The sequence below is a fragment of the Pseudarthrobacter phenanthrenivorans genome (assembly GCF_036455295.1).
Lineage (GTDB): Bacteria > Actinomycetota > Actinomycetes > Actinomycetales > Micrococcaceae > Arthrobacter > Arthrobacter phenanthrenivorans_C.
In genome coordinates, this window is sequence record NZ_JAYXNX010000009.1 from 129950 (window position 1) to 143072 (window position 13123).

A 13123-nucleotide genomic window follows, 5' to 3' on the forward strand; every position below is an offset into this window, starting at 1 on the left:
GGGCGGCTGCTGCGCCGCGGCAGCCGCCCGGTTTCGGGCAGAACGGCCCAAAGGGGCTAGAATAGATAAGACCGCGCCTAACGGCCGGTAGCCGTGTGCCTTGGGCGTGCTCGTTTCCGTAACTGCGGAGACGGTAAAACCCGGGCCAGCAGAAAGAACGTCAGGACGATGACCGTGGCAGAAATACTTTCCACAGGGAATCAGCCCGAACGTACCTGCATCGGATGCCGGAAGAAAGGCCCGCGGTCACAGTTGCTCCGGCTCGTCGCCGAAGGCAGCGGGTCAACCGCTGTCCTGGTGGATGAACGACGCCGGATGGCTGGCCGGGGTGCATGGCTGCACCCCAGCGAATCGTGCCTGGCTCTGGCGATCAAGCGGCGAGCATTCGGACGTGCCCTTCACGGCGCAACCGGGACCGCAGCCGTTGAACACCGGATCACGTCAGGCCCGAAAGTTGACGCCGCCCCGGTGGCCGCAACACCAACCGTCCAACCTGAAAGCGGGTCAGAAATCTGATGGAAACCCGATGAGTTCCCAGCGATGAGTGCGTAACGATGACAACTTTGTTGCGCTCTGCAATGGGCCCCTTCGCATCAACAGCGGCTGGGGTCCGCAGTAAGAAGTAGACGGTTCGTGCCTGGCTCGGTGCGGACCGAGACAGGAGAAATGTGGCCAAGGTCCGCGTACATGAGCTCGCCAAAGAGCTCGGTATAACTTCCAAAGATGCAGTGACAAAACTGCAGGAACTGGGCGAATTCGTTCGCTCCGCCTCTTCAACCATTGAGGCCCCCGTTGTGCGGAAACTGCGCAACGCCTTCCCCGACGCTGCCGCCAAGTCGGCTGCACCGTCCGCAGCGCCCGCCGCCGCGCCCAAGGCACCCGCTCCCGCGGCGGAATCACGTCCTTCAGCTCCGGCTCCCGGACCCGCTGCGCCCAAGGCTCCGGCCGCCAAGGCGCAGGCACCGGCTCCTGCTGCGCCCGCTGCCCCCGCACAGGCAGCAGCCCCGGCTGCGCCCGCTGCCTCCGCGCCTGCAGCACCCGCTGCGTCCGCGCCTGCAGCTCCGTCCACCGGCGCCAAGCCCGGTGCCCGTCCGGCCCCCAAGGCCGAGACCCCGGCTCCGTCGGCACGTCCCGGTGGGTCAACGCCCGGTGCCTCCGGTCCCCGTCCAGGCGGTCCGCGTCCCGGCAACAACCCCTTCGCCACCTCGCAGGGCATGCCCCGCGGCCGCGGCGGAGACGGTGAACGCGCTCCCCGTCCCGGCAACAACCCGTTCGCCACGTCCCAGGGCATGCCCCGTCCGGGCGGCCGCGACGGCGACCGTCCCGGTGGTCCGCGTCCCGCAGCCGGTGCAGGTGGGCCCCGCCCCGGTGGTCCGCGTCCCGCGGCCGGTGCAGGTGGACCCCGTCCCGCAGCCGGTGCAGGTGGACCCCGTCCCGGCGCCCCGCGTCCCGGTGGTCCCCGTCCCACTCCCGGCATGATGCCCAACCGCACCGAGCGTCCCGCACCCGCAGGTGCCGGCCGTCCCGGTGGCGGCCGCGGTCCCGGACGTCCCGGTGGCGCTCCCGGCACCGGCGGTCCCGGTGGCGGCGGCGGTGCTCCGGCCGGCGGTGGCTTCGGCAAGGGCGGACGCGGCCGTGGCGGCACCCAGGGTGCCTTCGGCAAGGGCGGCGCAGGCCGTGGCAAGCAGCGCAAGTCCAAGCGCGCAAAGCGCCAGGAACTTGAGCAGATGAGTGCCCCGTCGCTGGGTGGCGTGAGCGTACCCCGCGGCGACGGCAACACCGTTATCCGGCTTCGCCGCGGCTCGTCCATCACGGACTTCGCCGACAAGATCGAGGCGAACCCCGCCGCACTGGTGACGGTCCTCTTCCACTTGGGCGAAATGGCCACGGCCACGCAGTCCCTGGACGAGGAAACCTTCGCGCTGCTGGGCGAGGAGCTGGGCTACAAGCTGCAGGTCGTCTCCCCGGAGGACGAGGAGCGCGAGTTGCTCTCCGGCTTCGACATCGACTTCGACGCCGAGCTTGAGGCCGAGGGCGACGACGAACTCGAGGCACGTCCTCCGGTTGTCACCGTCATGGGCCACGTCGACCACGGTAAGACCCGGCTGCTCGATGCCATCCGCAAGTCCGACGTCATGGCGGGCGAGCACGGCGGCATCACCCAGCACATCGGTGCCTACCAGGTCACCCACAACCACGAAGGCGAAGACCGGAAGATCACCTTCATCGATACCCCGGGCCACGAGGCGTTCACCGCCATGCGTGCCCGTGGTGCGAAGGTCACCGACATCGCCATCCTGGTGGTCGCAGCGGACGACGGCGTGATGCCGCAGACCGTTGAGGCGCTCAACCACGCCCAAGCGGCCAACGTGCCGATCGTCGTGGCCGTGAACAAGATCGACAAGGAAGGCGCCAACCCGGACAAGGTCCGCGGCCAGCTGACCGAGTACGGCCTGGTTCCGGAAGAATACGGTGGCGACACCATGTTCGTTGAGGTCTCTGCCCGCCAGAACCTCAACATCGACGAGCTGCTCGAGGCCGTCCTGCTCACCGCAGACGCAGCCCTGGACATGCGCGCCAACCCGAACAAGGACGCCCGCGGCATCGCCATCGAAGCCAACCTGGACAAGGGCCGCGGTGCTGTTGCCACCGTCCTGGTGCAGTCCGGTACCCTGCGCGTCGGCGACACCATCGTGGCAGGCACGGCCCACGGCCGCGTCCGTGCGATGTTCGACGACGACGGCAGTGCCCTGACCGAGGCAGGCCCGTCCCGCCCCGTCCAGGTGCTGGGTCTGTCCAACGTCCCGCGCGCCGGCGACACCTTCTTCGTGACCGCTGACGAGCGCACCGCCCGCCAGATCGCAGAGAAGCGCGAAGCCGCCGACCGTAACGCCGCCCTGGCCAAGCGCCGCAAGCGCATCAGCCTGGAAGACTTCGACCGGGCCGTCGCCGAAGGTAAGATCGACACCCTCAACCTCATCCTCAAGGGTGACGTCTCCGGTGCCGTGGAAGCCCTCGAAGACGCGCTGCTCAAGATCGACGTCGGCGAAGGTGTGCAGCTGCGCGTCATCCACCGCGGTGTGGGTGCCATCACGCAGAACGACGTCAACCTGGCAACGGTCGACTCCGCCGTCATCATCGGCTTCAACGTCAAGCCCGCCGAGCGGGTTGCCGAACTGGCAGACCGCGAAGGCGTGGACATGCGCTTCTACTCCGTCATCTACGCAGCAATCGATGACATCGAAGCAGCGCTCAAGGGCATGCTCAAGCCGGAATACGAAGAATTCCAGCTTGGCACCGCCGAGGTCCGCGAAGTGTTCCGCTCCTCCAAGTTCGGAAACATCGCCGGCTCCATCGTCCGCTCCGGCATCATCCGCCGCAACACCAAGGCACGGGTCAGCCGCGACGGCAAGATCATCGGCGACAACCTCACCATCGAGACGCTCAAGCGCTTCAAGGACGACGCCACAGAGGTCCGCACGGACTTCGAATGTGGTATCGGTCTTGGGTCGTACAACGACATCACCGAAGGTGACATCATCGAGACCTTCGAGATGCGCGAGAAGCCGCGCGTCTAAGCGGGTTCACAACCAGTGGCTGGGCGCCTCCGAGTTTTGGGGGCGCCCCGCCCCTACGCTGGGCGGCAAAGGATCTTGCGATCCTCTGCCGCCCAGCTCCGGTAGGCCCGATGCCACTCCCGGGCGCCCCCAAAACTCTCCGGCGTCGTCCTTGGCTCACCAAGGCGAGCACCACCTGAGGCGACTCAACCGCCTGGGTGACTGTGCCGCCGTCGTACGTCCCTAATTTTTTCTTCTTATAGGAGTTGTTCATGGCTGATCCGGCACGCGCTGCCAAGTTGGCGCAGCGGATTAAGGTTGTTGTTGCTGAGGCCCTGGGCCGGAGGATCAAGGATCCCCGGGTGGAGGGCATTACCGTTACTGATGCCCGCGTGACCAATGACCTGCAGCACGCCACCGTTTACTACACCGTCTTCGGTGACCAGACTGTCCAGGCTGATGCTGCCAAGGGGCTTGAGAAGGCCAAGGGTGTGCTTCGGCAGGAGGTGGGCCGGAACATCACCGTACGCCTGACCCCCACCCTCGAGTTCGTGGCTGACCAGATTCCCGTCAACGCCTCCAACCTCGAGGAACTGCTGCGGGAAGCGCGCAAGCGCGACGCCGAAGTGGCCGCCCTCGCTGCCAACGCGAAGCACGCCGGCGACTCGGACCCCTACAAGTCCGATGCATCCGCCGACGTGGACATTGACGAGGACGACTTCGACGAAGAGGAACTGGACCTCACCGGCGATGAAGACCTTGACGGGGACAGCACCAAGTAGGACCCCCCACCAGGGGCCCGGAAGCGATTCCGGGCCCCTGGTGCTTTTAACCTGTGCGTGCCACGATGTCCGGCAATATGCCCGGTGTTACTTGAGGTCCACCTTGATGACCTTGCCGGCAGGGGGCTGGGACGGGTCGCCCAGGGCGTCGATCGTGGCGTAGAGGTTGTCCCCCTTGATGTCCACGTCGGCCGGCATGTTCACCGCCAGGAACTTCGAGCGGTCACCTCCGCAGGTGAACTTCAGGATCTGGCCGCCAAAGAGGGACGCAACATAAACATCTCCGTTGCCCCCCACAGCCAGGCCGGTGGGGCTGAGGATGTGGTCCGCCCAGACGTCGGCGTCACCGTTCCACGGGTTAATCTTGAAGACAGCTCCCCGCGCCCCCAGTTCGGGTCCTTCCGGGCCGCCTGGCAGCGACGTCACGTAGAGCATGCCGTCGGGACCGATCCCGATGTCCGTGGGCACCGGTTCAAACGCGTATTTATGCCCCACGACGCAGGACGGCACCGCCACGGTGTTCCCCTGCATGTCCGTGGGGATCCGCAGGCCTGCCGGAATAACCGCCGGCCTCGGGGGGAGGACGGCAACGGTGTCAATGTCACCGTTCTTCAGGTTGACCTTGAGGACGGCGTTCATGCCCGCATCGGCAACATAGGCTGTGTCGTCGCGGACTGCCAGCGCGTAGGGATGCGAATCAACCATGCCCTTGTACGTGGGAGGCGGGAACTTGGGCCAGTTGGCCAGACACTGGGCGCTGACGTCGTCTCCGAAGCCGTAACGCTGGTCACCGTCCGGGTTGTGGCGCCGCTCGTAGTCGGCAATGTTGGCGATGATCTCCACATGGCCCTTTGAGTCAATGGACTTGAGGTAGCCATGCAGCGCTGCCGGGTCGCCCTGGCCGGCGCCCACGCTCTCAAGGTAATAGGTGGTGCTGCCCCGGGTATCGGAACCCGCCACCTCCCACCCCTTGGCCGTGTGCGTGTCCAGGTCGGCCGTGGAGCCGTCACGGTTGATGCGGGTCAGCTTCCCGACGAAGTCCTGGGAAACGAGGACTGATTTTCCGGTTCCTGCCGAGACGTGCAGTGGGGATACGAGCCCGCCTGCAAGAACCTCATAATCCGGTGCGCCGGCGGAAGCGGCGGCGGGACCTGCGGACGCTAGTGCGGCGGCCGAGGCGGCGATACAGGCTAAGATTGCGAGTCTTTTCTTCATTGGGTACTCCGGGGTGCGAGGCCCTTGCGGGCGTGATATGGAGGCCTCCGCAGAGGCCGAAAGTGTCCCCCGGGCGCAAGCGTAGGCCCGTACCGGCCGGTAGGGGCAGGAGGAATGCCCCCTTATTGCCCCCCTTTCATCCCCCGACGGGGTACCGGTGGCTAGGATCGTGCTATGACCACTGCGGATCACGGCGGCAGCCCCTCCCGGGACCTCGACCAGGGGCAAAACCCAGGCCGGGCCTCCCACGCTGACCAGGCCAAATATCTTGCGCATGCCGTGGACCTGGCCACCCAAAACGTCGGCCAGGGCGGCGGCCCGTTCGGGGCGGTGGTGGTGACGCGGGACGGGCGCGTCCACACCGGCGTCAACAGGGTCACCCGGGACAACGATCCCACTGCCCACGCAGAGGTGGTGGCCATCCGGGCGGCTGCTGCCGCCACCGCGGACTTCGACCTCACTGGCTCCATCCTCTACGCCAGCTGTGAGCCGTGCCCCATGTGCCTGGCGTCGGCCCTCTGGGCCCGGATCGGCCACGTCTACTTCGCGGCCGACCGCCACGGCGCCGCAGCCGCCGGCTTTGACGACGCCCTCTTCTACGACTACTTCAGCGGGGCAGCGCCGGAACTCATGCCGGTCACCAGGGGTGACATCCCGACGTCGGATGTTCCCTTCCAAACATGGCGCGCCTTTGACGCCAGGAAGGAATACTAGCCATGGAACCAACGCTTGTGGCCTGCCCGGCCTGCGGGAAGACCAACAGGGTGCCGGCCCAGGCCGCCGGCCACCCGCGCTGCGGCAACTGCAAGGCAGACCTGCCATGGATCGTCTCCGCGGGCGACACCGACTTCGCGGCTGTGGCCGAGCAGTCTTCAGTTCCGGTGCTGGTCGATTTCTGGGCTGCCTGGTGCGGACCCTGCCGCATGGTCAGCCCCGTCCTTGACAAGCTCGCCAGGGAACGGCCCGGGAAGATCAAGCTGGTCAAGGTTGACGTGGACCAGTCGCCCAACCTGTCCCGGCGGTTCGACGTGCAGGCCATTCCCACGCTGATGGTGATCGTTGACGGGAAGGTTGCCGCCAGGCAGGCCGGCGCGGCGCCGGCAGAGGTGCTGCGTTCCTGGCTCGACAAAGCGCTGGCGGGCGCCCGGAGCTAGCAGCAGGCCTGCCTGTTGGAGCGTCCCGGGGTCAGGATGCCGCAGGAAGCCGCGACAACCCTTCCACCAAATCCTGCTTCCGGCCGCACAGCGCGATCCGCACCCAGCCCTCGCCGATAGAGCCGAACGCCGTTCCCGGAGCCAGCGCCACGCCGGAATCGGCAAGGAAACACCGTACCCAGGACCGCACATCGCCACCGGTCACGTGGGACATGTCGGCCCACAAATAGAACGCGCCCTGCGCCGGCAGGTAGCGGATTCCCTTCGCCGCCAGGACCGCCGACGCCGCGTCCCGGTTCTCGCGGTAGTGCTGGTGTGCGTGCCGGACATAGTCCTGCGGGCCCGTGAGGGCTGCAAGCGCTGCGTATTGCGGTGCCGATGCCACGCAGGACACGATCGATTCCATGACGTTGTCCATTTTCTGTTCGAGCCCCGGAGGGCAGACCAGCGCACCAATCCGCAATCCCGTCAGCCCGTACGTCTTGGACAGCGTCAGCGAGGTGAAGATGCGGGCATCGCCGGGCGTGCTGCCATCGAACCGGGCCGGGCTGACGTGCGGCACATCGTAGGTGAACGCCTCGTAGCACTCGTCTGAAATGACCCAGATATCGTGGCGGCGGGCCAGTTCCACCAGCTCACGGACCAGTTCGGCGTCGAGCACGGCGCCCAGGGGATTGGAGGGGGAGTTGAGCACCAGCACCCGGGTGCGGTTGGTGATGAGTGACTCCACGTCGGCCACCCGGGGCTGGAAGCCATGCTCCGGGTGCAGGGGATAGCCCACCGGAACGGCGTTCAGCAGGCGGCTGGTCATGGCGAACGTGGGGTAACCCGGGTTGGGGATCAGGATTTCGTCGCCGGGGGAGAGCAGCAGACTCATGGCGAAGTGCAGTCCCTGCTGCGCGCCCGACACCACGTACACGCGCTCCGCGCCGACGTCAACGCCCTGTTCTTCCCGGAACCTGGCGGCGAACGCCTCGCGAAGAGCCGGAATGCCGGCATTGGGCGTGTAGTTTGTCTCGTCCCGGTCAAGGCAGGCAATACCCGCTTCCAGGACGTGGCGGGGAAGTGGGAACCCCGGTTCGCCGATGCTCAGCACCACGGCGCCGGGCGTGCGCCACGCTGCCTCGGTAATCTCCCGGATCTGGTTGACGGGGACGTCGCGGACGTGGGCGGCAAGCTCAGGCATGCCAGCCATCCTAGCCGCCGCGGCTTCCGCCCCACGACGCCCGGCGGGGGAAGGGGACGGCCGCCTGCCGCCGTCGTCCGCGCGTTCACCGCCCACCCCAATGCCGCCGCTGTTCGCCTGCACGGGCGCCCCAACCTGCGCCGATATACTGGGAGGCGTGCTTTCTGGACTGGTGATAGTGGACAAGCCGCAGGGATGGACCAGCCATGATGTGGTTGGCCGGATGCGGCGCCTCGCAGGGACCCGGAAAGTGGGGCACGCAGGAACCCTGGATCCCATGGCCACGGGCGTGCTGGTGCTGGGCATCAACAAAGCCACCCGCCTGCTGACCTACATCGTGGGCACGTCCAAGACCTACACGGCCACCATCCGGCTTGGCCAGTCGACCGTCACGGATGATGCGGAGGGCGAGGTCACTGCCACCACCAGCGCCGCCGGTGTCACCGACGAACATATCCACGACGCCGTTGCAGCGCTCACGGGCGGCATCCAGCAGGTGCCCAGCAGCGTCAGCGCCATCAAGGTCAACGGCGAACGCGCCTACGCAAGGGTGCGGTCCGGCGAGGACGTCAAGCTCGCCGCCCGGCCCGTCACCATCCACGGGTTTGAGGTGCATTCCATCCGGCGGGACAACGAAGCGGGTGTTCTGGACCTGGACGTGACCGTAGAGTGCTCTTCCGGCACGTACATCCGGGCGCTGGCCCGGGACCTGGGTACCGCCTTGGGCGTGGGAGGCCACCTCACCGCCCTCCGGCGGACCCAGGTGGGCCCGTACACCTTGGACCAGGCGCGGACCCTCGAACAGCTCGCCGACGAGCTCAACATCCTTGAGATGTCCCAGGCAGCCCGGGCCTTGATGCCCAACCGCGAACTGACCGCGGCGGAGACGGCAGAGATTTCCTTCGGCCGGCGGATCGCGGCCGGCGTGGCGGCCGGCACCCCCGGGGCCGCCACGGCCGAGCATCCGGCGGCTGCCTTCGCCCCCGATGGTTCCCTGGTGGCCCTCCTCGCGGACGCAGGCAGCTACGCGAAACCTGTGCTTGTCTTCGCGCCCGGCACCGGAAACGGCAGCGGGACTGCGGCGACCGCTGCAGCGGAGGCCTGAGCGTGGACGGATACTTTTGGATCATCCTCGTCGTCGGCCTCGTGTCCACCCTGCTGTGCCTGGGCGCCGGAATCTTCAAGAAGGCGCCGAACGACGTCACCCTCCTGTCCGTTGTGGCAGTGGAAGCAGCCCTGGTGGTCTACCTGGTGGGCTCGATCGTGCGCGTCATCGCCGGCGAACACATCGCCGGGGAAGCCTGGGAGTTCTGGGGTTACATGGCCACGGCCATGCTGCTGCCGCCGGCAGCAATTTACTGGTCCATCCTGGAACGGACCCGGTGGAGTAACTTTGTCCTGGCCGCCGTCGGCGTCACGGCGCTGGTCATGGCTGCCCGAATGAACCAGATCTGGTACTGAAGTGGAAGAAGCAGCAAGAATGAAGAACCAGCAGGCCCAGGCGGCCACCGGCAACACCCCTGTCCGCAACACCCGCAACACCGGGCCCGGGCGCCTGCTGATCGCGGTGTACGGCGTTTTCGCCATTTCGGCTACCGCCCGCGCCGGCTACCAGATCCTCACCAAGTTCTCCGAGGCCCCGCTGGCGTACCTGCTCTCCGCCTTCGCCGCCGTCGTGTACATCGTGGCGACAATTTCGCTGGCCAAGGCGGGAACCACCTGGTTCAAAGTTTCCGTGGCGGCAGTGCTGGTGGAACTGGTGGGTGTGCTGGTGGTGGGAACCCTCAGCATCCTTGACTCCGTCCAGTTCCCGCATGAGACCGTGTGGTCCCTCTTTGGTCGCGGCTACGGTTTCATCCCCCTGCTGCTGCCCATCCTGGGCCTGGTGTGGCTGTACCGGCGCCGTCCGTCCAAGGCGGCGGCGGCCCCGGGCAACGCCGCGGAGTAGGCGCAAAAGCTGCGCCGCGAATCCGGGTAACCTTGAAGAGTTCCGCGGCCGGCATGGTTGACGGAACGTCGATGCTTTCAGGCAGCTTAAGGCGAGGGTGATGGTTTACATCTGGAACGATCCGTCCGATGTCCCGGCGGACTTCGGCCCATCTGTTGTCACTTTCGGCAACTTCGACGGCGTTCACCGCGGCCACCAGCAGGTGCTGTCCCAACTGATCCGTTCGGCCCGCCTCGCACAGGCGAAGGCCGTGGCCATCACTTTCGACCCCCACCCGGCAGTCATCCACCGGCCCGAATCGGCGCCGGAGCTGATCATGGGCCTGGATGACAAGCTGGAGGCGCTGGGGGAGCTTGGCCTGGATGCCATCCTGGTAGTCAAATACTCCCTGGATCTTGCCAGCCTCACGGCCGAGGAATTCGTGGAGCAGTACCTGGTGCACTGCCTGCATGCCAGCCACGTGGTCATCGGCCACGATGCCCGCTTTGGACGGGGCAACTCCGGCGACCTGGAGACCATGAAGGCGCTGGGCGAAAAGTTCGGTTTCGACGTCCAGGTCATCAGCGAGTTCGGGTCCGAGGGCTACCCCCTGCATGACGACGGCGGCACGGACCGCCGCTGTTCTTCCACCTGGGTGCGCGAGGCCCTGCAGGAAGGCGACGTCGCCACGGCCGCCTCCGTCCTGGGCCGCCCGCACCGCATGCGCGGCGAAGTGGTGCACGGCGCCGCCCGCGGCAGGGCACTGGGATTCCCCACGGCAAACCTTTCCCCGGACGCCACGGGCCTGGTCCCGGCCGACGGTATCTACGCCGGCTGGCTGGTGGACCAGGCCGGCAAGCGCTGGCCGGCCGCCATTTCCGTAGGCTCCAACCCCACGTTCGACGGCGTCAGCCGCCAGGTGGAAGCACACGTGATCGACAGGCCAACGGAAGCCGTGGAGGACTTCGATCTCTACGGCCAGACAGTCATCGTGGAATTCGTGCAGCGGCTCCGGGGCATGGTGGCTTATCGTGGCCCTGAGGCCCTGGTGGAACAAATGCGGCTGGATGTCGACCAGGCGCACCAGCTCCTGGTTGCCCGCTGAATGCAGCGTCCACCCGGCTGACAACAACGAAAGGCTGGACGTGTCCGTCGAGAAGAACACCCGCAAGCTGGACAAGGGTATAGTCCGCGACTTCAGCTCGCGGATGAGCTACGCCTCCTATCTGCAGCTGCCCACGCTGCTCAGCGCGCAACAGCCGGTCAGCCAGCCTGAACACCACGACGAACTGCTGTTCATCATCCAGCACCAGACCACGGAGCTGTGGCTCAAGCTGGTCCTGCATGAACTTCGCAGCGCCGCCGGCTGGCTTCGCGAAGACGACCTCGGCTCGGCCCTCAAGGGCATCGCACGGGTCAAGCACATCCAGAAGACCCTTACCGAGCAGTGGTCCGTCCTGGCCACCCTGACGCCCACCGAGTATTCGCAGTTCCGCGGCTTCCTGGGCAACTCCTCAGGCTTCCAGTCCGCCCAGTACAGGGCAGTGGAATTCGTCCTGGGGAACAAGAACCGGAAGATGCTTCCGGTCTTCGAATCCGATCCGCAGGCCCACGCCATGCTGGAGGAGCTGCTTTCCGCCCCCAGCATCTATGACGAATTCCTGGCGTACCTCTCCCGGCAGGGTTTCGATGTACCCCCGTCAGTCCTTGACCGCGATGTGACCCGCGCCCACGAGTTCACTCCGGAACTGGTACCGCTCTTCAAGCACATCTACGAGAATGCGGCGGACAACTGGGCGGCCTACGAAGCGTGCGAGGAACTGGTGGACCTGGAGGACAACTTCCAGCTGTGGCGGTTCCGGCACCTCCGCACCGTCCAGCGGACCATCGGCATGAAGACCGGAACTGGCGGGTCCAGCGGTGTGACCTTCCTGCAGAAGGCCCTTGAACTGACGTTCTTCCCGGAACTATTCGCTGTCAGGACGGAGATCGGACAATGAGCATCCATCAGGAAAACCCCACCGGCGTGTCCTTGGAGGAGCTCCGGCAACGCGCCGCTGAGCTGGACCGCAACGATCCCCTGGCCCACTTCCGGGAGGACTTCATCGGCACCGACACGCCGCTGTCCTACCTTGACGGCAACTCGCTGGGCAGGCCGTTGAAGCGGACCGCGGACGATGTCGCTGCCTTCATCCGTGACGAGTGGGGTGGACGCCTCATCCGCGGCTGGGACGAGAAATGGCTCGCCATGCCGCAGGCCATCGGTGACCAGATGGGCCGTGCCGTCCTGGGCGCGGCACCGGGACAGACCATCATTGCCGACTCCACCACCGTGGTGCTGTACAAGCTGATCCGGGCAGCCCTTGCCGCAGTGCAGGACCCGGACCGCAACGAACTCGTGCTCGACACCGAGAACTTCCCCACGGACCGCTACCTTGTGGAAGGCATCGCGCTTGAGGAAGGCTTGACCCTCCGCTGGATCGAGCCGGACCCCGCCGCCGGGGTGACCCTTGACCAGGTGCGGCAGGTTACCGGGCCGCGCACCGCCGTCGTCCTCCTCAGCCAGATCGCCTACCGCTCAGGGCACCTTGCCGACCTGCGGGGAATCACTGCGGCAGTGCACGACGCCGGCGCCTTGGTGGTGTGGGACCTTTGCCATTCCGCGGGGTCGGTGGAGATCGACCTGGACGGCGCGGACGTGGACTTCGCTGCCGGGTGCACCTACAAGTACCTCAACGGAGGTCCCGGATCGCCGGCCTTCGCTTACGTCAACGCCCGGCACCTCCCGTCCCTGAACCAGCCTATCTGGGGTTGGATGGGCCGGAAGGACGCCTTCGAGATGGCCGCAGGCTATGAACCGGCCGCGGGCATCCGGGGTTTCCTCAGTGGCACCCCCGCCATCTTCGGAATGATCGCCATGCAGGGCACGCTGGACCTCATTGAGGAAGCATCGATGGGTGCCATCCGGGAAAAGTCCGTGGCATTGACGGCCTTCGCCGTGGAGCTCTTCGATGCCTGGCTGGCGCCATTGGGCGCGGAACTCGCCTCGCCACGGGAGCCGGGGGAGCGGGGCGGACACATCACCGTGGACCACCCGGACTTCACCAAGGCAACCGTGGAAGCGCTCTGGGACGGGGACGTCATTCCGGACTTCCGCTCCCCGCACGGCATCCGCGTTGGCTTGTCACCGCTGAGCACCAGCTTCGCCGAAGTGTTCCAGGGCATGGCTGCCGTCCGGGACCGGCTGCAGGGCTGACCCCTGCGGGTTCCTGCCGCGCGTGTTTCGACAAGGTTAGGCCCGG

At 66.6% G+C, this 13123-nt stretch carries 13 protein-coding genes; 11 read left to right on the forward strand and 2 right to left on the reverse strand.

The annotated features are described in order from the left end of the window. Positions 1–168 precede the first annotated feature (168 nt). From VXJ37_RS13375 to rbfA, 3 genes are all read left to right on the forward strand, one after another. The gene (locus VXJ37_RS13375) at positions 169–516 is read left to right on the forward strand and encodes a YlxR family protein (RefSeq protein WP_331323511.1); all 348 of its coding nucleotides are present in this window, start codon (positions 169–171) and stop codon (positions 514–516) included. 152 nt (positions 517–668) lie between these two features. Continuing rightward, positions 669–3578, forward strand: coding sequence for a translation initiation factor IF-2 (gene infB / locus VXJ37_RS13380; protein WP_331323512.1), 2910 nt, complete (start codon positions 669–671; stop codon positions 3576–3578). Positions 3579–3829: 251 nt separating this feature from the next. Continuing rightward, on the forward strand, positions 3830–4339 hold the full coding sequence (gene rbfA / locus VXJ37_RS13385; protein WP_331323513.1) for a 30S ribosome-binding factor RbfA: 510 nt from the start codon (positions 3830–3832) through the stop codon (positions 4337–4339). A gap of 87 nt (positions 4340–4426) precedes the next feature. Here rbfA and VXJ37_RS13390 read toward each other — a convergent pair whose 3' ends face one another. After that, a complete protein-coding gene (locus VXJ37_RS13390; RefSeq protein WP_331323514.1) occupies positions 4427–5554 on the reverse strand; it encodes a ScyD/ScyE family protein in 1128 nt (375 codons plus the stop codon). A 174-nt stretch (positions 5555–5728) separates the two neighbouring features. Here VXJ37_RS13390 and VXJ37_RS13395 point away from each other — a divergent pair, with 174 nt between their 5' ends. Both VXJ37_RS13395 and trxA read left to right on the forward strand, forming a co-directional pair. Then, positions 5729–6268 carry a nucleoside deaminase gene (locus VXJ37_RS13395; protein ID WP_331323516.1) on the forward strand — a complete coding sequence of 180 codons (540 nt, stop codon included), beginning with the start codon at positions 5729–5731 and terminating at the stop codon, positions 6266–6268. Between the two features lie 2 nt (positions 6269–6270). Next, on the forward strand, positions 6271–6708 hold the full coding sequence (gene trxA, locus VXJ37_RS13400) for a thioredoxin (protein ID WP_331323518.1): 438 nt from the start codon (positions 6271–6273) through the stop codon (positions 6706–6708). A 31-nt stretch (positions 6709–6739) separates the two neighbouring features. On the opposite strand, the gene VXJ37_RS13405 is transcribed toward trxA, so the two are convergent. After that, the gene (locus VXJ37_RS13405; RefSeq protein ID WP_331323520.1) at positions 6740–7894 is read right to left on the reverse strand and encodes a pyridoxal phosphate-dependent aminotransferase; all 1155 of its coding nucleotides are present in this window, start codon (positions 7892–7894) and stop codon (positions 6740–6742) included. A gap of 157 nt (positions 7895–8051) precedes the next feature. Here VXJ37_RS13405 and truB point away from each other — a divergent pair, with 157 nt between their 5' ends. The 6 genes from truB (at position 8052) to kynU (ending at position 13077) form a co-directional block, all read left to right on the forward strand. Further along, positions 8052–8999, forward strand: a complete 948-nt coding sequence (truB, locus tag VXJ37_RS13410) for a tRNA pseudouridine(55) synthase TruB (RefSeq protein ID WP_331323521.1) — start codon at positions 8052–8054, stop codon at positions 8997–8999. Between the two features lie 2 nt (positions 9000–9001). Then, positions 9002–9355 (forward strand): hypothetical protein, encoded by a 354-nt coding sequence (locus VXJ37_RS13415; RefSeq protein ID WP_331323522.1) that lies wholly within the window; start codon positions 9002–9004, stop codon positions 9353–9355. A gap of 19 nt (positions 9356–9374) precedes the next feature. Further along, complete coding sequence (locus VXJ37_RS13420; RefSeq protein ID WP_331323523.1) at positions 9375–9842, forward strand: hypothetical protein; 468 nt, start codon at positions 9375–9377, stop codon at positions 9840–9842. A gap of 100 nt (positions 9843–9942) precedes the next feature. Then, entirely contained in the window at positions 9943–10926 is a 984-nt protein-coding gene (locus tag VXJ37_RS13425) for a bifunctional riboflavin kinase/FAD synthetase (RefSeq protein WP_331323524.1), read from the forward strand. 40 nt (positions 10927–10966) lie between these two features. Further along, positions 10967–11821 (forward strand): tryptophan 2,3-dioxygenase, encoded by an 855-nt coding sequence (kynA, locus tag VXJ37_RS13430; RefSeq protein ID WP_331323601.1) that lies wholly within the window; start codon positions 10967–10969, stop codon positions 11819–11821. After that, positions 11818–13077 (forward strand): kynureninase, encoded by a 1260-nt coding sequence (gene kynU, locus VXJ37_RS13435; protein WP_331323525.1) that lies wholly within the window; start codon positions 11818–11820, stop codon positions 13075–13077. Before kynA ends, kynU begins: the two co-directional genes overlap by 4 nt. Positions 13078–13123: the final 46 nt, after the last annotated feature.